Consider the following 24,011-nt stretch of genomic DNA (forward strand, 5'->3'; position numbering starts at 1 on the left):
CTCGCTCGACGCACGAACAAGCACCGCACCACCTGGTCCTCAGCCGGGCGGTGCGGTGCTTTGTTGTGTGCCTGCGGTCCCTGCCGTGTCTGCAGGGTCCGCCGTCAGCGGTGGCGCCGACGGGCGCTCGTCGCGATCGACCCGACGACGAGGCCGACGCCGGCCAGCGCGAGCAGCGCGATCGATACGAGCTCGACGTCGAACTGGGCCCCGGCAGCGGCGGCGATGACCCCCGCGCCGATCACGGCGAGCACGAGGCCCCAGACCACGGTGCCGACACGGGGTCCCGGTCGCGCGGGCGCGGGGGTCGCGAGGGGTGCTGTCATCGGTGCCGGCGCGGCTGCGGTGACCGGGGCTGCGTCGGCCGGCTCTGCCGCCGGTGCGGGCTCGGGCGCCGCCGGCCGGGCGAACTCCGTCGTGGTGTTGAGGCCGGCGAGCTCGAGGGTCGGCTGCGCGTCGGGCTGAACCTGGCTCAGATCGATCGGCACAGTGTCCTGTACGGCGGTGTCCTGTACGGCGGTGTCCTGCACAGCCGTCTCCTGCACAGCCGTCTCCTGCACCACGGTGTCCTGCGAGTCCGTGTCCTGCACGGGTTCCGGCTGTTCCGGTCGGCCCTGGTCGGTGGTGCTCATGAGTTCTCCTCCACGACGCGGACCTGGCCCGCACCTGTCTCGATCTGCAGCTCGAGGTCGGGGCTCGCGCCCTTGGTGACCTCGGTGCTCTGGAAGTCGTAGCTCTGGGTGCCGGAGATGCCGGACACCTGCCGGGTCCGATCGACCTCCCAGCGGATGTCGCCCGCCGAGAGGCTGACGTTGGCGGTGATGGCGGTGTCGGCGGGGACGGTCACGGTGAGGTTCCCGGCCCCGAGGCTGATCGGAACGTTGATGGCCGAGCTGTCGAAGGGAAGCGAGGTCAGATCGACGTTCAGGTCGCCGACCCCCACGGAGATGCCCTCCCGGGCCTGGGCGGCGGTGGTCGGCGTCCAGGCGCCGTCGGAGGCGACGACCTGGACGTTGTCGCTCGAGCTGGACCACGTGACCGGCACGAACAGCGCGGCCGGGACGGCGATCACGATGCCGACGATGGCGAGGAACCCCAGGGTGCCGCTCGATCGGCCGCGCAGCCCCGCTATCATGATCCCGACACCTGCCAGGACGATGGCGATCCCGCCGGCAGTGAGTGCGACAGGCCAGTCCAGGTAGCCCTGGCGCTGGGCGATGAGCAGGACCGCGAGCGTCACCAGCGAGAGTCCGACGACGGCGCCGATCGCGCCGGCCCCCGGTCCGTACACGTGGGGCTTGACGATCCGCGGCGGGGGCGGGGGCGGGGACGTCGGTGCGTACCCCGCGGAGGGGCCGGCGTAGTACTGGGGCGAGTACTGGGGGGAGTACGGGGCCGAATACGGCGGCGTCTGGCCGTATCCCGCAGGCGGCGTTGCATAGCCCGTCGACGGACCGGCAGAGGCGGCCGCCGGGGGGACGGGAGCGGTCGGGTACTGGGTGGTCGGGTACTGCGTGGTCGGGTACTGGGTGGTCGGGTAGTCATAGACGCTCGGTCCACCGGGCGTGGTCGGCGGGCGCCGGTCTCCGCGCGAGTTCGTGGCGGCGATCACCAGGGCGATGAGCGCGATGGTGGCCGCGAACCACAGGATCCCGTTCAGCCACCCGAAGCCGTGACCGTTCCAGTTGAACCAGCCGCTGCCCTGGCTCAGGCCGATGATGAAGATCGCGATCGCGCCGAGCAGGGCGCCGTCGAACCGACCGCGGAGCGTCTCCTGCAGGTGGATCCGACCGTCGAGCTGTTCGGGCAGCAGCGCCCACGCCAGCCCGTACACGATGAGGCCGAGGCCACCGAAGAGCACGGAGATGCCGAACAGCGCGCGCACCAGGAGCGGATCGATGCCGAACCGCTGCGCAAGGCCGCCGGCGACGCCGCCGATCCAGCGGTTCTGGGAGCGGACGATGCCGAGACGGCGCATGGCGTCGAAGAGGCCGTCGGTCCGGCTCGGCTGCGGAGCCGGCTGCGGCTGCGGTGCCTGCGGCGGCGGTGGGGGAGAGTAGGGAGGCTGTGCGGGGGGAGGTGTGGTCGAGTCCATGGCTCAATCCTGACTCCCGGCCACAGCCGCGACCATCAGGAATCACCCTGAGCCGACCCTGGTTTTTGCCCCGACCAGCCCTGGTTGTGACCCGGATCGACCCTGACCACCCCCACGACGTGTGACGATCGGGTCATGACCTGGACGAACGAGACGGCGTCGGGCGTGCGCCCCGCACCCCGAGCACGGCTGCCGCTGCGTCGGCCCCCGAACGGGCGGTGGGTCGCCGGGGTCTGCGCCGGACTCGCCGCCCACCTGGGGATGCCGGTCCAGCTCGTGCGGCTCCTGGTCGTCGCGGGCTCGTTCGCCTACGGCGCGGGGATCGCGCTCTACGTCTTCTTGTGGGTCACCGTGCCCATAGGTGACCCGGTGGCCGCCGCGGAGGAGGAACGTCCCGCCGCGCTGGTCCGGCTCGCGCCCCGCCTGCGGGCCGAAGGACGGCCGGTTCCGATCACCGACATCGGCATCGGGCTGATCCTCCTGATCGGCGCCGGCCTGCTGATCGCGATCCGGCGTGGCGTCGACGTCCAGCTCACCTGGGTCGTCCCCACGCTGATCCTGCTCGCCGGCACGGCGCTCGCCTGGAGCCAGCTCGACCGCGTGCAGCGAGAGCGGTGGCTCTCGCGTGCCGGCGGTCGGACGCCCGTGAGCGTGCTGCGCCTCGTCGGCGGCATCGTGCTCGTCGGGATCGGGGTGCTGCTCCTGGTCGGGCAGGCCGCTCCCGTCGAGGACCTGGTCCGATCGGCCATCGCGTCCCTCGCGGTGCTCGCGGGCGCTGTCATCGTGCTCGCTCCGTGGTGGCTGCGGCTGGTCCGCGAGCTCGGCGACGAGCGCGCGGCCCGGGCCCGGGAGGCCGAACGGGCTGACATCGCCGCGCACCTGCACGACTCGGTGCTGCAAACCCTCGCCCTGATCCGGGCCCGGGCCGATCAGCCCGACGAGGTGTCCCGGATGGCCCGCGCCCAGGAGCGCGAGCTGCGCGAGTGGCTCTACGACGACCGGTCCGAGCCCGGCACGTCGCTCGCGGCCGAGCTGCGCGCCGTCGTCGCCGAGGTCGAGGACGGCAACGCGGTCGCGATCGAGACGGTCGTCGTCGGGGACCGGGTGCCTGACCTCGACTCCGAGGCCCTGCTCCAGGCCACCCGCGAGGCGCTCGTGAACGCCGTCCACCACGGCAAGCCGCCCGTGTCGCTCTACCTCGAGGTCGCGCCCGACGCCGTGGAGGTGTTCGTCCGGGACCGCGGCGAAGGATTCGACCTCGACACCGTGCCGCTCGACCGGTTCGGCGTCCGGGAGTCCATCATGGGGCGGGTGCGCCGTCGCGGGGGGACCGCGTCGGTCACCTCCCGCCCCGAACGCGGGACCGAGGTCCACCTGCGCATCGGCGTGCGCACTCCCGCCGAGCAGGGCAGGAACGGGAACGGGAATGGCAACGGGAATGGCAACGGGAGCGGGACCGCATGACTGAGGAAGCACCGGTAGCCACCGGCACCGTGGACGTCGTCCTGGTCGACGACCACCTGATGTTCCGCACCGGGGTCCGCGCGTCGCTCGACGCGCGCGTCCGCGTCGTGGGCGAGGCCGACGACGTCGAGTCGGCGATCGCGCGTGTGCGTGCGCTCACCCCGCCCGTGGTGCTGCTCGACGTGCACCTGCCGGGTGGCAACGGCGGTGGCGGCGCGGAGGTGATCACCGCCTGCACGGACCTGCTCGGCTCGACGCGGTTCCTCGCGCTGTCGGTCTCCGACGCGGCGGAGGACGTCGTCGCCGTGATCCGCGCGGGCGCTCGCGGCTACGTCACCAAGGCGATCTCGGGGCCTGACCTGTGCGACGCCGTGGTGCGCGTGGCCGGCGGGGACGCGGTCTTCTCCCCCCGCCTGGCGGGGTTCGTGCTCGACTCGTTCGGCACGGTCGCCGGCGACGTCGCGATCGCCGACGACGAGCTCGACCGCCTCTCGGCGCGTGAGCGCGAGGTCATGCGGCTGATCGCGCGCGGGTACAGCTACCGCGAGGTCGCCTCGGAGCTGTTCATCTCGATCAAGACGGTCGAGACCCACGTCTCGGCGGTGCTGCGCAAGCTCCAGCTCTCCTCCCGGTACGAGCTGACCCGCTGGGCCGCCGCGCGCCGCCTGCTGTGAGGACACCGCGCGGTGGCCTGCATGACGTCGTGCTGGACGACGACGACGGCGACGGTGAGAACCGCAGCAGCCCCGCGACCGCGCCCGGCGGCTCGGACCCCGGGCCCGTCCGACGGTTCGCGCGGCGATGGCGGTGGCCCGTGGCCGGCGTCGTCGTCCTCGCGCTGGCGGTCCCGAGCGTGGTCGGGTCGCGCCGCGAGGCCGCGCGGCTCGCTGACCTCGCCGACGTGCCTGGAATCCTCGCGCCGCTCGACGGTCCGGTGCGCGAGCTCTGGACGACCGCGGACTACCCCTACCCGTTCACCTCCGAGCTCGGGGGTGTCCTGGTGGGGGTCGCGTTCAACCTGGCCGACCTGGCCGACGTGACCGAGATCCCCGCCCCGAACGTGCACGGCATCGACGCGCGCACCGGGCGGGAGCTCTGGTCGATGTCGCTCGGCGGGCAGTCGGGCGGCCCTCAGTGCGTGCCTGCGGCCGGCCCGGTCACGGGCCCCCACCAGGCCGTGCTGGTCTGCGTCGTCGTGGACAGCGTGGCGGACGTCTCGGCCGGGGACACCGCCGCCGACTCGCCCGGGGAATCCGGCTGGAACCCTCCGGACCACGTGCACCTCGCCGTGCTCGACCCGCGGACCGGACGCGTGCTCCGGGAGCAGGCCGCCGCACCCGACGACGGGCTCGTCTCGTTCGGCACCGATGTGGTCCGTACGACCAAGGTCGACGGCGGGACCGACGTCACCCGTCTCGATCCCCGCACGGGTCGGGTGGTCTGGACGTCCCAACACGCTGTGGTGGCAGGGGAGCTCGCCCAGTCCGGGTACGCCGAGCCCCACGACGACGGCCTGCTCGTGTCGGCGGGCTCCACGGCCTGGTTGCTCTCCTCGACCGGCAAGGTCCTCGACGAGTGGGACGTCGCGACCGCCGACGGCTGGTCGTTGGTGCAGGCGGGCGGGCACGTGCTCCGGGGGGCGTACGAGTCGAACGGACCGGGCCTGGTCCTCACCGATCTCATCAACGGAGTCACGATCACGCCCTCGGAGGACTCCTCGATCCGGCAGGGCGTCGACGACGGCTCGGTGCCGGGAGTGCTGTTCACGTCGGGTGCGGACCTGGTCGCGTGGGACCTCGACTCGGGCAAGCCCCGCTGGCAGGTCGAGGGCTCCGGCTACGGTGCTTCCGACAGCACGATCGTGCTGGATGGCGTCGTGTACGCGCTCCGGTACGGCGTCGTGAGCGCGGTGGACGGGCGGGGCGGCGAGGAGCTCTGGCAGATCCGGACGGAGCTCTCCGGACCGTACGACCTCGCGACCGACGGCCGCAGCCTCCTGGTCCTGGGCAGCGTCGCGGGGAGCGCGACGTCGACCGTGCGCGCCCTGAACCCCACCGACGGCCGCACGCAGTGGGACGCGCCCCTCACGCACGTGGCCCAGTCGCTGGAGGTCAGCGGCGGGCACCTGTTCGCCCAGACAGACGAGGGCACGTTCGTCGCCCTGGGCTGATCACACGGCGGCGGGACTCAGCGCACTCGTGAGCTCGGCCGCGGCCTCGACGCTCACCCGCAGCGACGCGAGCCGCACGGTGATGCCCATGACGCGGGCGTGGGCCTCTGGTGCGAGCTCGATGCGCACGAGAGAGTCGGCCGCTCCGCTCACGATCCATCGACCGTCCCAGCCGTGGACCCCGCCCAGACTGTTCAGTACGGTGACAGCGCCGGTGTCGACCGGTCGCAGGTCCCGCCGGGGAAGCTCGGCCCGAAACCCCCAGCCCATCGCGACGCGCACCGAGTCGGGACCCACCCAGATCCCGGACCGAGCCGGCCCCATCCCGATCAGGCTGAGGACCACGCGGTTGAGCGTCGAGTACCGGATCGCAAACCGAGTGGATTCCATCGCCACAACGTACGACCGCCCGCCGTCCCCGACCCGGGACCGCACGCGGCGCGAACCGGGCGATATGGTCGTTGTCGGGCAGTTCGGCACGACCACTTCTCACGGTTCGCGCTCAGCGTGCGGTCGCCAGGGCGCGGACGGGGGTCGCGGAGGGGTTCTGGGCGGACCAGGCGGGGGCGAGGCGGACCACGCCGCCGATGACGGTCACGGCCGGGCTCCGGACGCGGACCTGCGCCGCGCGCGCCGCGATCGTCGCCAGGGTGCCGGTGGTCACGCGCTGGCCCGGACCGTAGCCGTCCTCCACGATCGCGACCGGGGTGTGCGCGGGCCGGCCGGCTGCGATCAGCGCGCGGCACGAGTCGGCGAGCCGGCTCACACCCATCAGCAGGACCACCGTGTGGTCCTCGGCCGCGGGGACCGACCCGATGTCCTCGTGCCCGGTGAGCACGGTGAACCCGCGCGAGATCCCGCGGTGGGTCACCGGGATTCCCGCCGCCGCCGGCACCGACACCGCGCTGGTGACCCCCGGCACGACCTCGACGGGTACTCCGGCCGCGCGGCACACCTCCGCCTCCTCGGACCCGCGGCCGAACACGTACGGGTCCCCGCCCTTCAGGCGCACGACGCGGCGCCCCGCGAGCGCGTGCTCGACGAGCAGCGCGTTGATCCGATCCTGGGGGACCGCGTGGTGCCCGGGGGACTTGCCCACGTCCACGACGACGACGTCCGGCGCCAGCTCCGTCAGCACGGCGCGCGGCGCGAGCCGGTCGACGACGACGACGTCGGCCTCGGCCAGCAGCCGCCGCCCGCGCACCGTGAGCAGGTCGGGATCGCCCGGCCCGCCGCCGACGAGCGCGACGGAGCCCAGTGTGACCGGGCCTCTCCCCCCTGAGCCCCGCCGCCGCCGCAACGGCAGCCCGCCGCCGCGCAGCAGCTCGGCCACGCCGTCGCGCAGGGCCATCGCGCGTCGCGGGTCGCCGCCGGCGTTGACGGCCACGACGACGTCGTCGGCGCGGGCGACCGCAGGCACCCACGCCGTCGCGGCGGCCGCATCTCCGGCGGCCACGCACCAGATCCGGTCCGCGTCCGCGTCTGCCAGCACCGCGGCGTCGACCTCGGGCAGCCCCGTGGCCGTGTGCACCAGCCATGCGCCATCGAGGTCGCCGGGTCGGTACTCGCGCGGCACCCAGGTCACCGCGCCGGTCGCGTCGAGCAGCGTGAGCTCCGCGACGGCGTCGGGCGCCACGACCCGCACGGTCGCCCCCGCCTCCACCAGGCCGCGCGCACGCCGCGCGGCGACCGGCCCGCCGCCGACGACGACGACCAGCCGCCCGGCGACCCGCAGCGCGAGCGGGTACATGAGGTCGGTCGGCGACTCGTCGCGGGTCATCGCGCGGTCTCCGCAGCCAGCCCGCGCCGGCGGAGCAGCCCGCGTTCGAGCGGCGCGAACACGAGCAGCTCGACGCCGATCCCGACGGCCAGGATCAGCAGGATCGCCACGAGCACCACCGACATGTCCTGGATCTCCCGGCCCTGCTGCAGCATCGAGCCGAGCCCGAACCCGATCTTGCCGCCGACGGCGATGATCTCCGCCGCCATCAGCGACCGCCACGAGAACGCCCAGCCCTGCTTGAGTCCCGCGAGGTACCCCGGCAGCGCCGCGGGCAGGATGATGTGCCGCACCAGCTGAGGCGAGCTCGCACCGAGCACGTGCCCCACCCGCCGGAACAGCGGCGGCACCTGGTCCACGCCGGCGACGAGCCCGTTGATGATCGACGGGATCGCGCCCATGAGGATCACGAAGTACGCCGTCGTGTTGGACAGCCCGAACCACAGGATCGCCGCGGGCACCCAGGCGACGGACGGCAGCACCTGCAGGCCGGTGATGATCGGCCCGAATGCCATCCGGACCCAGTGCACCCGCGCGACGACGATGCCGATCGGGGTCGCGATCGCCACGGATACCGAGAAGCCGATGATGCCGCGCTCGAGCGAGGTGAGCAGGGCCTGCTGGATGTCACCCCGCTCCCACGACTGCCCGGCCTGGTGCAGCACGTCCAGCGGGCTCGGCACGATGTAGGTCGGCTTGATCCCGGCGAGCACGAACAGCTGCCACAACCCGATCAGGGCAGCGGTCGCGAGCAGCGGGGCGAGCACCGGCCAGGCGCTGCGTCGGCGCACCCCCGTGCCGGCGGCGGTCTGGAGCGCGTCGAGGCCGGCCTCGAGCGATCGCGTGTCGTGCGACGAGACGGTCTCAGACGGCATGGCGGCGGATCTCCTGGCGCAGGTGGTCGGTGATCTCCACGGCGAGCGCGGCGACCTCGGGGGCCTCGATGCGGCGCTGACCATGCACCTCGACGTTCCACTCGCGCACGATCCGCCCGGGCCGGCTCGACATCAGCAGGACCCGCTGACCGAGCCGGACCGCCTCGCGGACGTTGTGGGTGATGAACACGACCGTGCGCCCGGTCGCGAGCCAGATCCGCTCGAGCTCGTCGTGCAGGAGGTCGCGGGTGATCGCGTCCAGCGCCGCGAACGGCTCGTCCATCAGCAGCACGTCCCGCTCCTGGGCGAGCGACCGCGCGAGCGCCACCCGCTGCCGCATCCCGCCGGACAGCTCGTGCACGGCCTTGTCGCCCGCCCCGCCCAGGTGCACGAGCTCGAGCAGCTCGTCGGCCCGGTCGCGGCGCTCGGACCGCGGCACGCCGCGCAGCCGCAGCGCCAGCTCGACGTTGCGCCGCGCGGTGAGCCACGGCAGCAGCGCGGGCTCCTGGAACATCAGCGCGGCGTTCCCGCCGAGCTGGGTGCTCCCGGAAACCTGCACCGTGCCCGACGACGCCGGCTCCAGCCCCGCGACGATGTTCAGCAGGGTCGACTTGCCGCACCCCGACGCCCCGAGCAGGCACACGAACTCGCCCGGCGCGATCGACAGGTCGATCCCCTCAAGCACCGGCGGCCCGGCCGGTGTGAACCGCTTCGTGACGCTCTCCAGCAGGACGGCGGTCGACATCCCTACTCCTGCCCGAGCCCGGCGGCGGAGACGGCCGGCTTGCCGTCGGCGGTCAAGATCTTGTTCAGCAGGCGCAGGTCGTAGATCCCGTCCAGCGACGCCTTCTCCGTGGTGCCCGCGGTGACCCCGGCCGTCAGGAGCGTGTCGAGGGTGGTCGCGAGCGGGTCGACCGAGAACGTGATGTTCGTGAACGCCCGGGCTATCACGGCGTCCGAGAGCGGCTTGCCGGAGATCTTCGCGATCTCGGCATTGACGACCGCGGGCGCCTCGCCCGGGTTGGCATTCAGCCAGTCGACCGAGGCGACCGTGCCGCGCAGCAGCGCCTCGACCGTCTCGGGGTGCTCGGCGAGGAAGGCCTTGGCCACGATCAGGTGCGTGGTGAGGAACTGACCGTCCGGCCACAGGTCCTTCTCGTCGACCAGCACGTGCGCGCCGGCGTCGAGCACGAGGCGCGAGGCCCACGGCTCGGGCAGCCACGCACCGTCGAGCTGGCCGTCCTGGAACAGCTGCAGGGTCGAGGCGTTCTCGGTCGGCGTGATCGTCACGTCCCCGCCGCCGGTGAGGGAGTTCTCGAGCCCCTGCGCGGTGAGCCACGCCCGCAGCGCGACGTCCTGCGTGCCGCCGAGCTGCGGGGTGGCGAGCTCGGCGCCCTTGAGGTCGGCCGCAGTGGTGATGCCGTCGCGCACGACGAGCTGCGCGCCGCCCGAGGTCGAGCCCGCGATGATGCGCAGCGACTCGCCCTGGGACTTGATGAAGCCGTTGATCGCCGGGTTGGGGCCGATGAAGGTGGCGTCGATCGCCCCGGCGTTGAGGGCCTCGATCGCCGCCGGGCCGGCGTTGAACACCTGCGTGCTGAGCTTTGTGTCACCGAGCTCGGCGGCGAACAAGCCTTTCGCGACGCCGACGAGGGCGGGGGAGTGCGTGACGTTGCCGAAGTAGCCGAGCCGCAGCTCGGTCGCCGGGCTCGGGGTGATCGAGCCGGCGTCGGCGTCGGTCGCGCCGCACGCGGCGAGCAGCAGCAGGGGCAGGGCGGTCAGGGCGGCGAGGACTCGCTGGGTCGTGCGCATGGGGGGCCTTTCGGGAACGTCATGGCGGTCAGATGGCGTACTGCGCGGGGCGACGCGCGGGACATCGCGCCTCCGCCAGCGGTTCGCCGACCATCCCGGCGGCGAGCGTCCCGCCGTCGTGCGCGTCGATGAGCAGGAAGGCGCCGGTCCGGCGCGAGATCACGTACTCCTCGGCGGCGACCGGCGACGCGAGCCGCAGCCGCACCTGCCCGATGTCGTTCAGGCCCAGCTGCTCGGCCGGACCCATCTCGGCGCTGTCCAGGTCCAGGCGCCCCACGATGTCGCGCACGACGGCGGCCACCGTGCGGGTCGTGTGCTTGACCAGCACGCGGGTGCCGGGCAGCAGCACCCGGTCGGACACCCACGCGATCGTGGCGTCCAGGTCCTGGGTCACCACCGGCGCGTCCGTGACCGCCGCGAGCAGGTCGCCGCGGGCGATGTCGAGGTCGTCGGCGAGGCGCACCGCGACCGACTGCGGCGCGAAGGCGACGTCGAGCTCGCCGTCGGCCGTGTCGATGCCCACCACCGTGCTGGTCCGCCCCGACGGGAGCGCCACGATGGCGTCGCCGACGCGCACGACGCCGGCCGCGATCTGCCCGGCGTACCCGCGGTAGTCCCGGTGGCGTTCCTCGCGCGCCGCGCCCTGCGGGCGGAGCACGAGCTGGACCGGGAGCCGGAAGGCCTCGTCGGCGACGTCGAGCGCGGCGGGGATCTCCTCGAGCAGCTCGAGCAGGCTCGGGCCGTCGTACCAGGGGGTGCGCGGCGAGCGGTCCACGACGTTGTCGCCGTCGAGCGCGGACACGGGGATCGTGCGCACGTCGGCCAGGCCGAGGTCCACCGCGGCCGCGGTCACCGCCGCGGCGTGCGCGGCGTAGACGTCGCCGTCGAAGCCGACCAGGTCGATCTTGTTCACGGCCACGATCACGTGCGGCACGCGCAGCAGCGAGGCCACCGCGAGGTGCCGGCGGGTCTGCTCGAGCAGGCCCTTGCGCGCGTCGATGAGCAGCACGACGACGTCCGCGGTGCTCGCGCCGGTCACCGTGTTGCGGGTGTACTGCACGTGCCCGGGGCAGTCGGCGAGGATGAACGAGCGCTTTGCGGTGGCGAAGTAGCGGTACGCGACGTCGATCGTGATGCCCTGCTCGCGCTCGGCGCGCAGGCCGTCGGTGAGCAGCGCAAGGTCCGCCTGGCCCAGCCCGCGGTCGCGGCTGACCCGCTCGACGGCGTCCAGCTGGTCGGCGAGCACCGACTTGGAGTCGTACAGCAGCCGGCCCACGAGTGTGGACTTGCCGTCGTCGACGGAGCCGGCGGTGGCCAACCTCAGCAGCGTGGTCGTGATCGGCGTCGCCATCAGAAGTACCCCTCCTTCTTGCGGTCTTCCATGGCGGCCTCGCTCATGCGGTCGTCGGCCCGGGTCGCGCCGCGCTCGGTGATGCGGCTCGCGGCGACCTCGACGACGACGTCCAGGACCCCGGCGGCGTCGCTCTCGACGGCCCCGGTGCACGACATGTCGCCGACGGTGCGGTAGCGCACCCGGCGGGTGACGACCGGCTCGCCCTTGCGGGGCAGCGAGTGCGGCCCGACCCCGAGCCACATGCCGTCGCGCTGGAAGACCTCGCGGTCGTGCGCGTAGTACAGCCCCGGCAGGGCGATCTGCTCGTCGGCGATGTACCGCCAGATGTCGAGCTCGGTCCAGTTGCTCAGCGGGAAGACCCGCACGTGCTCACCCACCGCGTGCCGACCGTTGTAGAGGTTCCACAGCTCGGGCCGCTGGTTGCGCGGGTCCCACTGGCCGAACTCGTCGCGCAGCGAGTAGATCCGCTCCTTGGCGCGCGCCTTCTCCTCGTCCCGGCGCCCGCCGCCGAACACGGCGTCGAACCTGTGCTCGGCGATCGCGTCGAGCAGCGGGAGCGTCTGCAGCGGGTTGCGGGTGCCGTCGGCGCGCGCGCGCAGGCGCCCGTCGTCCAGGTAGTCCTGCACGCGGGCGACCTCGAGCCGCAGGCCGAGCCGGGCGACCTCGGCGTCGCGGTAGGCGAGCACCTCGGGGAAGTTGTGCCCGGTGTCGACGTGCAGCACCGGGAACGGCACGGGCCCCGGCCAGAACGCCTTGGCCGCGAGGTGCAGCATCACCACGGAGTCCTTGCCGCCGCTGAACAGCAGCACGGGCCGCTCGAACTCGGCGCCCACCTCCCGGAAGATGTGGATCGCCTCGCTCTCGAGGGTCTGGAGCTGGGTCAGGCGGTGCACGGCCGTCATGGGTGGATCCCGCATTCGGTCTTGGCCAGTCCGGCCCAGCGGCCGGAGCGGGGATCGTCGCCGGGGGCGACCCGGCTGGTGCACGGCTGGCAGCCGATCGAGGGGTACCCGTCGGTGAGCAGCGGGTTGAGGGTCACGTTGTGCTCGGTCGCATAGGCGAGCAGGTCGTCGAAGCTCCACGCGGCCAGCGGGTTGATCTTGACCAGCCCGTGCGCGTCGTCCCAGGTGACGATCGGCGTGTTGGCGCGGCTGGGCGCCTCGTCGCGGCGCACCCCGGTCACCCACGCCTCGTAGCCGGCCAGCTGCGCGGCGAGCGGCTCCATCTTGCGCATCCGGCAGCAGGCCGTCGGGTCGCGGGCGAACAGCTCGGCGCCGTACTGCTCGTCCTGCTCGGCCACGGTGAGCGCAGGCAGCACGTCCACGACGTGGATCGGCAGCAGCTTCTCCACGCGGTGCCGCGTGGCCACCGTTTCGGGGAAGTGGTAACCGGTCTCGAGGAACAGCACGTCCACCCCGGGCGCGGCGAGCGACACGAGGTGCGGCAGGACGGCGTCGGCCATGGAGCAGGCCACGGCGAGCGAGCCGCCGAACTCGGCGGCCGCCCAGGCGGCGACCTCGCTCGCGCTCGCCTCGGCGAGACCGGGCGCGGCCTGCTCGACGACGGCGCGCAGCTCGGCCTCGGAGCGCGTCACTGCAGCGCCTCCTCGTCGGCGCGGTGTGCCCAGACCGCGAACGGTTCGGGGCCTTCCGGGGTCTCGACCCGGTCGGCGACGTAGCGGCGCACGACCCGCTCGACGTACTCGGGGACGCCGTCGGCGGTGACCTTCAGGCCGCGGACGGTGCGGCCCAGCCCGGCCTCCTCGCGATCGGCGGACGCCAACCCGCCGCCGAGGTGCACCTGGTAGCCGGGGACCTGGGCGCCGTCGTCGTCCAGCACGAGCTGGCCCTTGAGGCCGATGTCCGCGGTCTGGATCCGGGCGCACGAGTTGGGGCAGCCGTTGATGTGCAGGCTGATCGGCGTGAGCGCGCTGAGGTCGCCCAGGCGCTCCTCGAGCGAGCCGATGGTCTTCGTGGCGGTGGCCTTGGTCTCGACGATCGCCAGCTTGCAGAACTCGATGCCGGTGCACGCGATGGTGGACCGGCGGAAGGTGCTCGGCTCGGCCTCGAGGCTGTTGGCGCGCAGGGCGGTCACGACCGTGTCGACCTGGTCCGCGGGGACGTCGAGCACGAGCAGCTTCTGGTGCGGGGTGAGCCGGATGCGGTGCGAACCGGCGGCCTCGGCGAGGTCGGCCACGGCGGTGAGGATGGTGCCGGAGACGCGCCCGACGTACGGCGCGGCACCGATGTAGAACCGGCCGTCCTTCTGCTCGTGCACGCCGACGTGGTCGCCGGAACGCGTGGGCTGCGGGGCGGGCGGCCCGTCGGGCAGCGCGTAGCCGAGGAACTCGTCCTGGAGCACCTGGCGGAACTTCTCCGGACCCCAGTCGGCGAGCAGAAACTTCAGCCGGGCCTTGGTCCGCAGCCGGCGGAACCCGTAGTCGCGGAACAGCGACGTGACCGCGACCCACACGTCGGGCACCTGCTCCTCGGTGACGAACGCCCCCAGGCGTTCGCCCAGGCGTGGGCTCACACTCAGGCCGCCGCCGACCCACAGGTCGAAGCCGGGCCCGAGCTCGGGGTGCACCAGGCCGACGAAGCCGATGTCGTTGATCTCGTGCACCACGTCCTGGCTCGGGTGCCCGGTGATGGCCGTTTTGAACTTGCGCGGCAGGTTCGCGAGCTCCGGGTCGCCGATGTACCGGCGCACGACCTCGCCGATCGCCCAGCTGGGGTCGATGATCTCGTCCGCGGCGATCCCGGCGACCGGGCTGCCCAGGATCACACGCGGCACGTCGCCGCACGCCTCGGTCGTGCTCAGGCCGACCGCCTCGAGCCGGCGCCAGATCTCGGGCACGTCCTCGATCTCGATCCAGTGCAGCTGGATGTTGTGGCGGTCGGTGATGTCGGCGGTGTCGCGCCCGAACTCGGTCGAGATGGCGCCGATCGTGCGCAGCTGCTCGGTGGTCAGGGCGCCGCCGTCGACCCGGACCCGGAGCATGAAGTAGCGGTCCTCGAGCTCGTGCGGCTCGAGCGTGGCGGTCCGACCGCCGTCGATCCCGGGCTTGCGCTGGGTGTACAGGCCCCACCAGCGGAACCGGCCGTGCAGGTCGTCGTCGGCGATCGAGTCGAAGCCCTGCTCGGCGTAGACGTTCTCGATGCGCTCGCGGACGTTCAGCCCGTTGTCGGCGGCCTTCATGGCCTCGTTGCCGTTCAGTGGGGCTTTGCCGTCGACCGCCCACTGGCCGTTCGGGCGGGCAGCACGGGTCGTCACAGGGGCAGTCATCTGGTGGTCCTCGACTCAGGGGAGGTGCGCGCGGGCCGACCACGGGTACGGCACGTGGTCGTTCGGGGAGGTGCGGGGAGGCCGCGTCAGGCGAGGCGACAACAACACGCACGGTGCCCGCAGGCACTCGTGGTGGGGGCGCTCAGGGCGCTCAGTCGGCTTCGCACTCGCCCAGGGTAGGGGTGCATCTCACCTGGCGTACAGGCGTGCCCGCCCCTTGGGACGTTAGGCCTATGAAGTGGGCCTTTGCCGATGGTCCCTGTGGGTGGTGCGAGTCGGGGATGCCCGGGCAACTGGCCTAGATTGTGCTGCGTGAACACCCTCTTCGGAATCATCCTCGTCCTGCACCTGCTCGGCTGGGCCATCGTGCTCGGGGGCACCGTGACCAACCTCAAGACCCCGCGCATCGCGATGGGCGTGCTGCACGGCGTCCTGACCGCCCTCGTGACCGGGATCCTCATGGTCGGGCTGCTCTCGTCCGGCGCCGTCGGCGACGAGGAGGACGTGAACAACGTCAAGTTCGCCGTCAAGCTGCTGGTCGCGCTCGCAGTGACCGGGCTCGTCGTGTTCGGCAACAACCGTCCGGAGAAGGTCACGCGTGGGCTGGTCGGCGGCATCGCCGGTCTCGTCGTGGTGAACGTCGCGGTCGCCGTCCTCTGGCAGTAAGGCGTCTGACAGTAGGGCGTCGGCATGGGTGCCGCCGGTGAGCTGATCGTCGGGCTCGTCGTGCTCGTCGGCCTGTTCGGCGTCGTCGTGCAGGTGCTGCCCGGCGGGCTGCTGGTGCTCGGCGCGATCGCCGTCTGGGCCGTGGTGACCGGGACCGGTTGGAGCTGGGCGGTGCTGGCCGTAGCCGTGGTCGCAACCGTCGTCGCCGGCGTGGGCAAGTACCTGCTCGCCGGTCGCCACCTGCGTTCCGCCGGCGTGCCGAGCTCCACGCTCGTGTGGGGTGGGCTGGCGGGGATCGTCGGGTTCTTCCTGATCCCGGTGGTCGGCCTGCCTGTCGGCTTCATCCTGGCCGTTTACGTCGCCGAGCTCGCGCGCCTGCGCGACCAGCGCACCGCCTGGAGATCGACGCTGGCCGCCCTGCGCGCGACCGGCATCACGATCCTGGTCGAGCTCGCGGGTGCCCTGATCGCCGCCGGCACGTGGCTGCTGGTCGTGCTGCTGACCTGACCCGCGCCCCTCACAGGCCTGCTCGCGTTCCCGCGGGAACGTCGCGCCGGCCGTTGATCAGCTGGCGAGGGTTACTTCCCAGGGAAACGGGGGACGGGTGCTGGGTGGCCGGCGACCCTTGATGGCGGTTGTATCGGCTGTTCGCTCGCGTTCGGCCCAGGTGCTGCGAGTGGCCTCGACCGCGTGCGACAGGTCGAGCCGGTCGCCGAACCAGTCCGGGGTGGCGGTCCACGGTTCGACGTCGGCGTCGTGCGCGGCGACGGCGCCCTCGGCTGTGCCGGCCAGCGGCGGGACCGGCGTGATGGTCGCTCCGGTGGGCGACGTGAACCGGATCTCGCCGTCGGGTCCGCGTTCGACCTGGTAGCGGCCCTCATGGGCACCGCGGTGGTGGGTGCCGCAGAGCAGGAGCAGGTTCAACAATTTCGTCAGACCACCGTCGGCCCAATGGATCAGGTGGTGTGCGTGCAGGTGGCGGCGCCGGGCGCAGCCGGGGTAGCGGCAGCCGCCGTCGCGTTGCCACAGCGCGCGGGTCAGGGCTGCGTTGGGGAACCGTTGGGCGCGTCCCACGTCCAGCGTGGCGCCGGTGGGGCCGTCGACGCTGATCACGATCCGGGCGTCGCACGCGAGCCGGCGCGCGGTCTCGCGCAGCAACCCCGGACCGCCTTCTATCCGGGGGCCGCTGCCCGTCGGTGCAGCCTGCTCGGGAGTCGTTGCGGGGTCGGTCAGGTCGGCCAGAGCGACGTGCACCACGAGCTCCGGCCGTCGCGTCGGGTTGGGAACCTGGTCCGGGGTGTCCGACGACGTCTCGCCCGCCTCGGCGCAGATCGTCACGAGCGCGTCGGCGAGGGATCGGCGGTTCGACGTTCCCGCGGGAACGTCCTGCGGGTCCTGGAACGGGCCGAGCTCGGGATCGGGCAGCTCCTCGAGGGGACGCGCGCCCGCTTCCTCGGCGCGTAGGCGGTCGCATGTGGTCTCGAGCGCTTCGACGACGACGGCGCCGTCCTCGGGCGACAGTCGCGCGGTCAGGACGAGCGAGCCGTCGTCGTCCCATCGCCAGGTGACCTTGCGGTTCGCGTGGCGGCGCGACTCGTCGTCGGAGTCCAAGGAACCGCTCAGGCCACGTAGGAATCGTTCCAGGGGCCCGGCCGGGGTCACGAGAGCGAGGTCGACCAGCTCGTGCTCCCGGTCCGGGGTGGCGAGCCGGGTCAGGGCGCGGACCTTGGAGAAGCTCAGGCGCCCGGCGGTGAAGGCCGCCTGGATCCGGGGGAGGCCGCGCAGCGCTCGGGCCACGCGGACGTGCTCGCGGGCGGCGCCCGTGCTCAGGGAGCATCGCCAGGCCAGCCAGTGCGCGCACGAGAGGATTCCCTCGACGGCCCAGGCCTCGCGTGCGTCGAACTCTCCGAGCAGCACGAGGAACCGGCAGGTCGCGGCGTTGATGTGCCCGGCGAGGGTCGTGAGCGCCTCTTCGAGGTCGGGGGTGCTCAGGTCGCTCGGCGGGGTGCCGGTGACATGCGCGCGTGGTGGCTTCGCGCCCTCGCTCGCGCCTGGTGCCTCGATCTCCGGTGCCCGCAATGCCGCGATTGTCCCCATTGCCCCACGCTAGGGCGAGGCACCCACACGGCCCCGCAAGCCATCGTCGGCAGCGCTCCGGAGGGGAGACCCGCGGGCGTTCCCGCGGGAACGTCTGCCGCAGAACGGGGGCAGAACGGGCGCGGAACGAGGCGCGGAACGAGGCGCGGCGGGTGCCGTCGAACGCGTCGTCCCGCTGTGTCGGCGGTCGAGCCTAGGCTGGCAGCGTCATGAACTCACTCTTCGCGAACCTTCCTCTGCCCGGGCTCAGCCGCAGTGAGCTCGGTGCGTCGGCATCCGCTGCTGCCGCGCTCGCTGCTGCCGCTGTGGCTCCCCACACCGTCGTGCCCAGCGCCGTCGTATCGAACACAGGAGTGGCCAACGCCGTCGTGCCCGACGGCGATCGCGACGTGCCCGCCCGCGGGCGCAAGGCGGCGTCGGGCACTCCGAGCGATTCGACCGCGAGCGATTCGAGCGAGAGCGACACGAGCCCCGCCGCGGCCCCGTCGGTGCGCGATCCCGAGAGCCTGCTGGTCGGGCTCAACCCGCAGCAGCGCGAGGCCGTGCTGCACTCCGGCGGGCCGCTGCTGATCGTGGCCGGCGCCGGGTCGGGCAAGACGCGCGTGCTCACCCACCGGATCGCCTACCTGCTCGCCACGCGCCGGGCGCGCGCGAGCGAGATCCTGGCGATCACGTTCACCAACAAGGCCGCCGCGGAGATGCGCGAGCGGGTCGAGACGCTCGTCGGGCCACCCGCGCGGTCGATGTGGGTCTCGACGTTCCACTCCGCGTGCGTGCGCATCCTGCGCAAGGAGCACAAGACGCTCGGGCTGCGCTCGAGCTTCTCGATCTACGACTCGGCCGACTCGCTCAAGCTGATGAGCATGGTCGCGCGCGAGCTGGACCTGGACGCGAAGAGGTACCCGCCGAAGGTGCTGATCTCGAAGATCTCCGCGCTGAAGGACGAGCTGATCGACCCGGAGACGTTCGCACGCTCGTCGGGGTCGTCGGAGGACGCCGCCAACGAGTTCGACGCCGTGCTCGGCCAGGCCTACGCCCGCTACCAGGTGCGCCTGCAGCAGGCGCACGCGCTCGACTTCGACGACCTGATCATGACGACGGTCCACCTCCTGCAGGCGTTCCCGGCCGTGGCGGAGCACTACCGGCGGCGGTTCCGGCACGTGCTGGTCGACGAGTACCAGGACACGAACCACGCGCAGTACATGCTGGTCCGCGAGCTCGCCGGCATCACGGCGCTCGTCGGTGGCAAGGTCGATGCCGGTGAGGTCGATGCCGCAGCGCAGTTCCCGCCCGGCGAGTTGACCGTGGTCGGCGACGCCGACCAGTCGATCTACGCGTTCCGCGGCGCGACGATCCGCAACATCGTCGAGTTCGAGGCCGACTATCCGAACGCGCGCACGATCCTGCTCGAGCAGAACTACCGCTCGACCCAGAACATCCTCTCCGCGGCCAACGCGGTCATCTCGCGCAACACCGGCCGCAAGCGCAAGCGGCTGTGGACCGACTCGGGCGCCGGACCGGCGATCGTGGGCTATGTCGCGGACAACGAGCACGAGGAGGCGCGGTTCGTCGCCGAGGAGATCGACCGCCTGGGCGACTCCGACGGCGTGCGGCCGGGCGACGTCGCGGTGTTCTACCGCGCCAACGCGCAGTCACGTGCGCTCGAGGAGGTGCTGATCCGGGTCGGGCTGCCGTACAAGGTGGTCGGCGGTACGCGGTTCTACGAGCGTCGCGAGGTGAAGGACGCCGTCGCGTACCTGCGGGCGATCGCCAACCCGGACGACGACGTCAACCTGCGCCGCATCCTCAACGTGCCCAAGCGCGGGCTCGGCGACCGCTCCGAGGCGATGGTGCAGGCGTTCGCCGAGCGCGAGCGGATCTCGTTCGGCGCCGGCCTCGATCGCATCGACGAGGTGCCGGGCCTGGCCGCCCGCGCGGTCACGGGGCTGCGCGCCTTCGCCACGATGATGAGCGAGCTTCGCGCGCTGGCTGCCACGGGCGCCGGCCCTGCCGAGGTGCTCGGCGCCGTGCTCGACCGCACCGGCTATCTCGCCGAGCTGCGCGCGAGCGAGGACCCGCAGGACGCCGCGCGCGTGGAGAACCTCTCCGAGCTGCACGCCGTGGCGAGCGAGTTCGAGGTGAGCGAGCCCGACGGCGACCTGGCCGACTTCCTCGAGCGCGTCTCGTTGGTGGCTGACTCCGACCAGATCCCGAGCGACGACGACGGCGACGGCGCCCCCAAGGTCGACCAGGGCGTGGTCACCCTCATGACCCTGCACACCGCCAAGGGCCTCGAGTTCCCGGTCGTGTTCCTCACCGGGCTCGAGGACGGCACGTTCCCGCACATCCGGTCCCTGGCCGACGACGCCCAGCTGGCCGAGGAGCGCCGGCTCGCGTATGTCGGGCTGACCCGGGCCCGGGAGCGTCTGTACGTCTCGCGCGCCGCGGTGCGGACCTCGTGGGGCATGCCGAACGAGTTCCCGGCGAGCCGGTTCCTCGACGACCTGCCCGAGGAGCTCGTCGACTGGCGTCGGCGCGAGTCCAGCATGGCCGTGCTGCGCTCGGGCGCCGGGTATGGCTCGGGCTACGGCGGTTCGGCGCCGAAGAAGCGGCCCGTCCCGCCGTCGCCGGACGCACCGAAGTTCGGTTCGGCGACGCCGCGGCCGGCCGGAGACGTGCCGAGCCTTGCGATCGGCGACCGGGTGACGCACGACTCGTACGGGTTGGGGACCGTCGTCGGCGTCGAAGGAGCGGGTCCGAACTGCGTCGCGAAGATCGACTTCGGCAGCGACGGGACCAAGCGGCTGCTGCTGAGGTACTCGCCGGTCACCAAGCTATAGGTCGGACGATAGGGTCCTGATCAGGTACGGGACTCCTTCCGTAGCGCCCCCGAGTGTCTGACGACTGGAATCCCCTGCCATGCGGAACACATCTCGACTCCTGCTCGCGCCCGCGGCCCTCGCGATGGTGATCGCCTTGGCGGGATGCACCGGTGGTGGTGACGAGGCCGTCGCGGCGGACTCATCGGCGTCGGCAGGGACCGCCAAGACCGACGGTGGACCGGCTGGGGACAAGGCCGGGACCTCGACGGTCGGGACCACCACGGCGGTGCTCTCCGAGCAGACCTTCGATGCGACCGCCAGCGACCCGGAACACGCCCCCGGCGGGACGGTCACGACGACGCTGCGCGCCCTCGAGGTGTCCGGAAAGACCATGACGTTGCGCTGGGCCTTCAGGTGGGACAACCCTGACGCCGCGGACGACGCCACGACCAACCTCCACTACCTGAGCGTGGAGAACCTGCCGACGCTCACCGACGGGATCAACCTCAAGCAGTACCGCCCGCTGTGCACCAGCGGTTCCTGGTCTGCCGGAATCGCCAGCTGGGTCGAGTGCGGCCAGTCCGCCCTCGTGTCGCCGAGCAATGAGGTCTTCTTCACCTTCCCCAACCACTCCACCGTCGAGGCGTGGGCCGTGTTCGCCGCACCGCAGGACGATGACGCGATCTTTGACGCCGTCGTGATCGACGGCTGGCCGAGCTTCTCCGCGGTCACGCCGACCGAGGCGGCGCGAGCGTCATGAAAATGGGGGCCACGTCTGCGCTCGTCGGCTTCGTGCTGCTCGTCCAGGGTGCCGGGGTCGCGTCAGCGGCCACCGAGCCGGATGTCGACCTTGAGCGGCTCGAAGCCGCGGAGATTACCGCCGAGATGCTCTCGTCGGCAGTGATCGACCTCGGCGAGATCGCCGTCGAGTCGGTGCTGCCCCTGGACGCCGCCGCGTCTGTCACGGGGTTCGAGACGACCGAGGAGAAGGGCGGCAAAGCGGTCGTGACCCTGACCTCCGACCTGCTGTTCGAGTTCGGTCAAGCCGCCCTGACCCCCGCGGCGGCCACCGCCATCCCCGAACTGGTCGCGGGCATCGCCCAGGGTGCCGCGGTCGCCGTCGACGGCTACACCGACTCCCTCGGAGGGGACACCATCAACGTCCCGCTGTCCGAGCAGCGCGCGCAAGCCGTCGCCGCGACGCTGGCGGCGGCGCGGCCCGACCTCGTCCTGACCGTCGCCGGCCACGGCAGCGCCGCCGAGGTGGCGCCCAACACGGTCGGCGGCGGTGACAACCCTGCCGGTCGGGCCCTGAACCGCCGCGTCGAACTGACCTACGCCGGGGCGTAGGCGATCTGGATCACATCTCTCGATATGAAGATATCTGCGTGAATCCGACTAGGCTCAGGTTGGCGACGTGGCCATCCAGTGCTCACGCCCGCGGTCGACGGAAGGACGCAATCCAGGTGGACCTGTTCGAGTACCAGGCACGCGACATCTTCGAGAAGCACGGCGTCCCCGTGCTCGGCGGCGTGGTCGCCACCACTCCGGAGGAGGCCCGCGCCGGCGCGGTGTCGCTCGGCGGCGGGACCGTGGTCGTCAAGGCGCAGGTCAAGGTCGGTGGCCGCGGCAAGGCCGGCGGCGTCAAGCTCGCGCACACGCCCGACGAGGCGGCCGAGAAGGCCGCCGAGATCCTCGGCATGGACATCAAGGGTCACACCGTCCACCAGGTCATGATCGCCGCCGGTGCCAAGATCGCCGAGGAGTACTACTTCTCTCTGCTCCTGGACCGGTCCGAGCGTCGGTACCTCGCGATGGCGTCCGTCGAGGGCGGCGTCGAGATCGAGGTGCTCGCCGTCGAACGCCCCGAGGCGCTCGCGAAGGTCGCCGTCGACCCCCTCGTCGGCATCGATGCGGCCAAGGCGGCCGAGCTCGCTGCCGCCGCGGGCTTCGCGCCCGACGTCGCCGGCCCGATCGCCCAGGTGTTCATCAAGCTCTGGGACGTCTACCGCAACGAGGACGCCACGCTCGTCGAGGTGAACCCGCTGGTGCGCACGGAGGACGGCGCCATCGTGGCGCTCGACGGCAAGGTCACCCTTGACGAGAACGCCGGGTTCCGGCACGCCGACCACCTCGAGCTCGAGGACGCGGCCTCCGCCGACCCGCTCGAGGCCCGCGCCAAGGCGAAGGGCCTCAACTACGTCAAGCTCGACGGCACGGTCGGGGTCATCGGCAACGGTGCCGGGCTCGTGATGAGCACGCTCGACGTCGTCGCGCTCGCCGGTCAGCTGCACGGCGGCGTCAAGCCCGCCAACTTCCTCGACATCGGGGGCGGCGCCTCGGCCGAGGTCATGGCCAACGGGCTCGACATCATCCTGTCCGACCCGCAGGTCAAGTCGGTCTTCGTCAACGTCTTCGGCGGGATCACCGCGTGCGACGAGGTGGCCAACGGCATCGTCGACGCGCTGAAGATCCTCGGCGACCACGCGACCAAGCCGCTCGTCGTCCGGCTGGACGGCAACAACGTCCTCGAGGGTCGCGCGATCCTCGCTGCGGCCGCGCACCCGCTGGTCACCCTGGCCGACACGATGGACGGCGGCGCGGCGAAGGCCGCCCAGCTGGCCAACGCCTGACGCCCGTCGACGCTAGAGAAGAGACAACGCAACCATGGCAATCTTCCTGACCTCGGACTCGAGGGTCATCGTCCAGGGCATGACCGGCACCGAGGGGATGAAGCACACCACCCGCATGCTCGCGGGCGGCACCACGGTGATCGGCGGAGTGAACCCCCGCAAGGCCGGCACGACTGTCGAGTTCCCCGTCGGTGACGGCACGGGCGACACCATCGACATCCCTGTCTATGGCTCGGTGGCCGACGCCGTCGCGACGTCCGGTGCGAACGTGTCCGTCGTGTTCGTGCCGCCGGCCTTCACCAAGCTTGCGGTCATCGAGGCCGTCGACGCCGGCGTGCCGCTCGTCGTCATTATCACCGAGGGCGTCCCGGTCAAGGACACCGCCGAGTTCTTCACCTACGCCAAGGCGCGTGGCGTGCGCCTCATCGGCCCGAACTGCCCCGGCCTGATCAGCCCCGGAAAGTCGAACGTCGGCATCATCCCGGCGGACATCGCGGGCGCCGGCAAGATCGGGCTCGTGTCCAAGTCGGGCACGCTGACCTACCAGATGATGTACGAGCTGCGGGACCTCGGCTTCTCCACCGCGATCGGCATCGGTGGCGACCCGATCATCGGCACCACCCACATCGACGCCCTCGAGGCGTTCGAGGCGGACCCCGACACCGAGGTGATCGTGCTGATCGGCGAGATCGGGGGCGACGCCGAGGAGCGCGCCGCCGCGTACATCGCCGAGCACGTGACCAAGCCCGTCGTGGGCTACGTCGCGGGCTTCACTGCCCCGGAGGGCAAGACCATGGGCCACGCCGGCGCCATCGTGTCGGGCTCGTCGGGCACCGCACAGGCCAAGAAGGAGGCCCTCGAGGCCGCCGGGGTCAAGGTCGGCAAGACGCCGAGCGAGACCGCCGACCTGATCCGCGCGATCCTGACCTGACCTGCGGCGCGCCGGGGCGTCCCGTCG

22 protein-coding genes are annotated in these 24,011 nt (G+C 72.2%); 10 read left to right on the forward strand and 12 right to left on the reverse strand.

Going from position 1 to position 24,011, the window contains the following annotated elements:
* Positions 1–104 precede the first annotated feature (104 nt).
* Both VTA80_RS12770 and VTA80_RS12775 read right to left on the reverse strand, forming a co-directional pair.
* Positions 105–632, reverse strand: a complete 528-nt coding sequence (locus tag VTA80_RS12770) for a hypothetical protein (protein WP_407341473.1) — start codon at positions 630–632, stop codon at positions 105–107.
* Positions 629–1,978 (reverse strand): PspC domain-containing protein, encoded by a 1,350-nt coding sequence (locus tag VTA80_RS12775; RefSeq protein WP_407341474.1) that lies wholly within the window; start codon positions 1,976–1,978, stop codon positions 629–631. Before VTA80_RS12775 ends, VTA80_RS12770 begins: the two co-directional genes overlap by 4 nt.
* Before the next feature lie 252 nt (positions 1,979–2,230).
* On the opposite strand from VTA80_RS12775, the gene VTA80_RS12780 reads away from it, so the two are divergent.
* The 3 genes from VTA80_RS12780 to VTA80_RS12790 are packed head-to-tail and all read left to right on the forward strand — an operon-like array spanning position 2,231 to position 5,729.
* Positions 2,231–3,559 carry a PspC domain-containing protein gene (locus VTA80_RS12780; protein ID WP_407341475.1) on the forward strand — a complete coding sequence of 443 codons (1,329 nt, stop codon included), beginning with the start codon at positions 2,231–2,233 and terminating at the stop codon, positions 3,557–3,559.
* Positions 3,556–4,233, forward strand: a complete 678-nt coding sequence (locus VTA80_RS12785) for a LuxR C-terminal-related transcriptional regulator (protein ID WP_407341476.1) — start codon at positions 3,556–3,558, stop codon at positions 4,231–4,233. Before VTA80_RS12780 ends, VTA80_RS12785 begins: the two co-directional genes overlap by 4 nt.
* Positions 4,230–5,729: a PQQ-binding-like beta-propeller repeat protein gene (locus VTA80_RS12790; protein WP_407341477.1), complete on the forward strand. Its 1,500-nt coding sequence runs from the start codon at positions 4,230–4,232 to the stop codon at positions 5,727–5,729. Before VTA80_RS12785 ends, VTA80_RS12790 begins: the two co-directional genes overlap by 4 nt.
* Here VTA80_RS12790 and VTA80_RS12795 read toward each other — a convergent pair whose 3' ends face one another.
* The 9 genes from VTA80_RS12795 to VTA80_RS12835 all read right to left on the reverse strand — a co-directional run bounded on the left by VTA80_RS12795 (position 5,730) and on the right by VTA80_RS12835 (position 14,835).
* Positions 5,730–6,119 carry a hypothetical protein gene (locus VTA80_RS12795; RefSeq protein WP_407341478.1) on the reverse strand — a complete coding sequence of 130 codons (390 nt, stop codon included), beginning with the start codon at positions 6,117–6,119 and terminating at the stop codon, positions 5,730–5,732.
* 112 nt (positions 6,120–6,231) lie between these two features.
* The gene (gene cobA, locus VTA80_RS12800; RefSeq protein WP_407341479.1) at positions 6,232–7,509 is read right to left on the reverse strand and encodes a uroporphyrinogen-III C-methyltransferase; all 1,278 of its coding nucleotides are present in this window, start codon (positions 7,507–7,509) and stop codon (positions 6,232–6,234) included.
* Positions 7,506–8,384, reverse strand: coding sequence for an ABC transporter permease (locus VTA80_RS12805; RefSeq protein WP_407341480.1), 879 nt, complete (start codon positions 8,382–8,384; stop codon positions 7,506–7,508). The genes cobA and VTA80_RS12805 overlap by 4 nt, the downstream gene beginning before the upstream one ends.
* Positions 8,374–9,129 carry an ABC transporter ATP-binding protein gene (locus VTA80_RS12810; protein ID WP_407341481.1) on the reverse strand — a complete coding sequence of 252 codons (756 nt, stop codon included), beginning with the start codon at positions 9,127–9,129 and terminating at the stop codon, positions 8,374–8,376. Before VTA80_RS12810 ends, VTA80_RS12805 begins: the two co-directional genes overlap by 11 nt.
* Before the next feature lie 2 nt (positions 9,130–9,131).
* On the reverse strand, positions 9,132–10,196 hold the full coding sequence (locus tag VTA80_RS12815) for an ABC transporter substrate-binding protein (RefSeq protein ID WP_407341482.1): 1,065 nt from the start codon (positions 10,194–10,196) through the stop codon (positions 9,132–9,134).
* A 28-nt stretch (positions 10,197–10,224) separates the two neighbouring features.
* The gene (locus VTA80_RS12820; RefSeq protein WP_407341483.1) at positions 10,225–11,547 is read right to left on the reverse strand and encodes a sulfate adenylyltransferase subunit 1; all 1,323 of its coding nucleotides are present in this window, start codon (positions 11,545–11,547) and stop codon (positions 10,225–10,227) included.
* The gene (gene cysD, locus VTA80_RS12825; RefSeq protein ID WP_407341484.1) at positions 11,547–12,452 is read right to left on the reverse strand and encodes a sulfate adenylyltransferase subunit CysD; all 906 of its coding nucleotides are present in this window, start codon (positions 12,450–12,452) and stop codon (positions 11,547–11,549) included. Before cysD ends, VTA80_RS12820 begins: the two co-directional genes overlap by 1 nt.
* Positions 12,449–13,144 carry a phosphoadenylyl-sulfate reductase gene (locus VTA80_RS12830; protein ID WP_407341485.1) on the reverse strand — a complete coding sequence of 232 codons (696 nt, stop codon included), beginning with the start codon at positions 13,142–13,144 and terminating at the stop codon, positions 12,449–12,451. Before VTA80_RS12830 ends, cysD begins: the two co-directional genes overlap by 4 nt.
* Entirely contained in the window at positions 13,141–14,835 is a 1,695-nt protein-coding gene (locus tag VTA80_RS12835) for a nitrite/sulfite reductase (RefSeq protein WP_407341486.1), read from the reverse strand. The genes VTA80_RS12830 and VTA80_RS12835 overlap by 4 nt, the downstream gene beginning before the upstream one ends.
* Before the next feature lie 312 nt (positions 14,836–15,147).
* On the opposite strand from VTA80_RS12835, the gene VTA80_RS12840 reads away from it, so the two are divergent.
* Positions 15,148–15,501 carry a hypothetical protein gene (locus VTA80_RS12840; RefSeq protein ID WP_407341487.1) on the forward strand — a complete coding sequence of 118 codons (354 nt, stop codon included), beginning with the start codon at positions 15,148–15,150 and terminating at the stop codon, positions 15,499–15,501.
* A gap of 24 nt (positions 15,502–15,525) precedes the next feature.
* Positions 15,526–16,008, forward strand: coding sequence for a DUF456 domain-containing protein (locus VTA80_RS12845; RefSeq protein WP_407341488.1), 483 nt, complete (start codon positions 15,526–15,528; stop codon positions 16,006–16,008).
* 57 nt (positions 16,009–16,065) lie between these two features.
* Here the strand turns inward: VTA80_RS12845 and VTA80_RS12850 are convergent, their stop codons facing one another.
* The gene (locus tag VTA80_RS12850) at positions 16,066–17,598 is read right to left on the reverse strand and encodes a DUF222 domain-containing protein (RefSeq protein WP_407341489.1); all 1,533 of its coding nucleotides are present in this window, start codon (positions 17,596–17,598) and stop codon (positions 16,066–16,068) included.
* A 209-nt stretch (positions 17,599–17,807) separates the two neighbouring features.
* Between VTA80_RS12850 and pcrA the strand changes: the two genes are divergently transcribed.
* The 5 genes from pcrA (at position 17,808) to sucD (ending at position 23,984) form a co-directional block, all read left to right on the forward strand.
* Positions 17,808–20,438 (forward strand): DNA helicase PcrA, encoded by a 2,631-nt coding sequence (pcrA, locus tag VTA80_RS12855; RefSeq protein ID WP_407341490.1) that lies wholly within the window; start codon positions 17,808–17,810, stop codon positions 20,436–20,438.
* Between the two features lie 79 nt (positions 20,439–20,517).
* Complete coding sequence (locus VTA80_RS12860) at positions 20,518–21,180, forward strand: hypothetical protein (protein WP_407341491.1); 663 nt, start codon at positions 20,518–20,520, stop codon at positions 21,178–21,180.
* 2 nt (positions 21,181–21,182) lie between these two features.
* A complete protein-coding gene (locus VTA80_RS12865) occupies positions 21,183–21,770 on the forward strand; it encodes an OmpA family protein (protein WP_407341492.1) in 588 nt (195 codons plus the stop codon).
* Positions 21,771–21,886: 116 nt separating this feature from the next.
* Positions 21,887–23,053 carry an ADP-forming succinate--CoA ligase subunit beta gene (sucC, locus tag VTA80_RS12870; RefSeq protein ID WP_407341493.1) on the forward strand — a complete coding sequence of 389 codons (1,167 nt, stop codon included), beginning with the start codon at positions 21,887–21,889 and terminating at the stop codon, positions 23,051–23,053.
* Positions 23,054–23,087: 34 nt separating this feature from the next.
* Entirely contained in the window at positions 23,088–23,984 is an 897-nt protein-coding gene (sucD, locus tag VTA80_RS12875; RefSeq protein WP_407341494.1) for a succinate--CoA ligase subunit alpha, read from the forward strand.
* Positions 23,985–24,011 lie beyond the last annotated feature (27 nt).

It is taken from the genome of Pengzhenrongella phosphoraccumulans (genome assembly GCF_045689905.1).
Classification (GTDB): domain Bacteria; phylum Actinomycetota; class Actinomycetes; order Actinomycetales; family Cellulomonadaceae; genus Pengzhenrongella; species Pengzhenrongella phosphoraccumulans.

Coding starts and splice junctions, on each gene's coding strand:
- cobA (WP_407341479.1), bottom strand. CDS start 7,509: ATGACCCGCGACGAGTCGCCGACCGACCTCATGTACCCGCTCGCGCTG.
- VTA80_RS12860 (WP_407341491.1), top strand. CDS start 20,518: ATGCGGAACACATCTCGACTCCTGCTCGCGCCCGCGGCCCTCGCGATG.
- VTA80_RS12845 (WP_407341488.1), top strand. CDS start 15,526: ATGGGTGCCGCCGGTGAGCTGATCGTCGGGCTCGTCGTGCTCGTCGGC.
- VTA80_RS12785 (WP_407341476.1), top strand. CDS start 3,556: ATGACTGAGGAAGCACCGGTAGCCACCGGCACCGTGGACGTCGTCCTG.
- VTA80_RS12850 (WP_407341489.1), bottom strand. CDS start 17,598: ATGGGGACAATCGCGGCATTGCGGGCACCGGAGATCGAGGCACCAGGC.
- VTA80_RS12865 (WP_407341492.1), top strand. CDS start 21,183: ATGGGGGCCACGTCTGCGCTCGTCGGCTTCGTGCTGCTCGTCCAGGGT.
- VTA80_RS12810 (WP_407341481.1), bottom strand. CDS start 9,129: ATGTCGACCGCCGTCCTGCTGGAGAGCGTCACGAAGCGGTTCACACCG.
- VTA80_RS12770 (WP_407341473.1), bottom strand. CDS start 632: ATGAGCACCACCGACCAGGGCCGACCGGAACAGCCGGAACCCGTGCAG.
- VTA80_RS12775 (WP_407341474.1), bottom strand. CDS start 1,978: ATGCGCCGTCTCGGCATCGTCCGCTCCCAGAACCGCTGGATCGGCGGC.
- pcrA (WP_407341490.1), top strand. CDS start 17,808: ATGAACTCACTCTTCGCGAACCTTCCTCTGCCCGGGCTCAGCCGCAGT.
- sucD (WP_407341494.1), top strand. CDS start 23,088: ATGGCAATCTTCCTGACCTCGGACTCGAGGGTCATCGTCCAGGGCATG.
- VTA80_RS12815 (WP_407341482.1), bottom strand. CDS start 10,196: ATGCGCACGACCCAGCGAGTCCTCGCCGCCCTGACCGCCCTGCCCCTG.
- VTA80_RS12820 (WP_407341483.1), bottom strand. CDS start 11,547: ATGGCGACGCCGATCACGACCACGCTGCTGAGGTTGGCCACCGCCGGC.
- VTA80_RS12805 (WP_407341480.1), bottom strand. CDS start 8,384: ATGCCGTCTGAGACCGTCTCGTCGCACGACACGCGATCGCTCGAGGCC.
- VTA80_RS12795 (WP_407341478.1), bottom strand. CDS start 6,119: ATGGAATCCACTCGGTTTGCGATCCGGTACTCGACGCTCAACCGCGTG.
- VTA80_RS12835 (WP_407341486.1), bottom strand. CDS start 14,835: ATGACTGCCCCTGTGACGACCCGTGCTGCCCGCCCGAACGGCCAGTGG.
- VTA80_RS12780 (WP_407341475.1), top strand. CDS start 2,231: ATGACCTGGACGAACGAGACGGCGTCGGGCGTGCGCCCCGCACCCCGA.
- cysD (WP_407341484.1), bottom strand. CDS start 12,452: ATGACGGCCGTGCACCGCCTGACCCAGCTCCAGACCCTCGAGAGCGAG.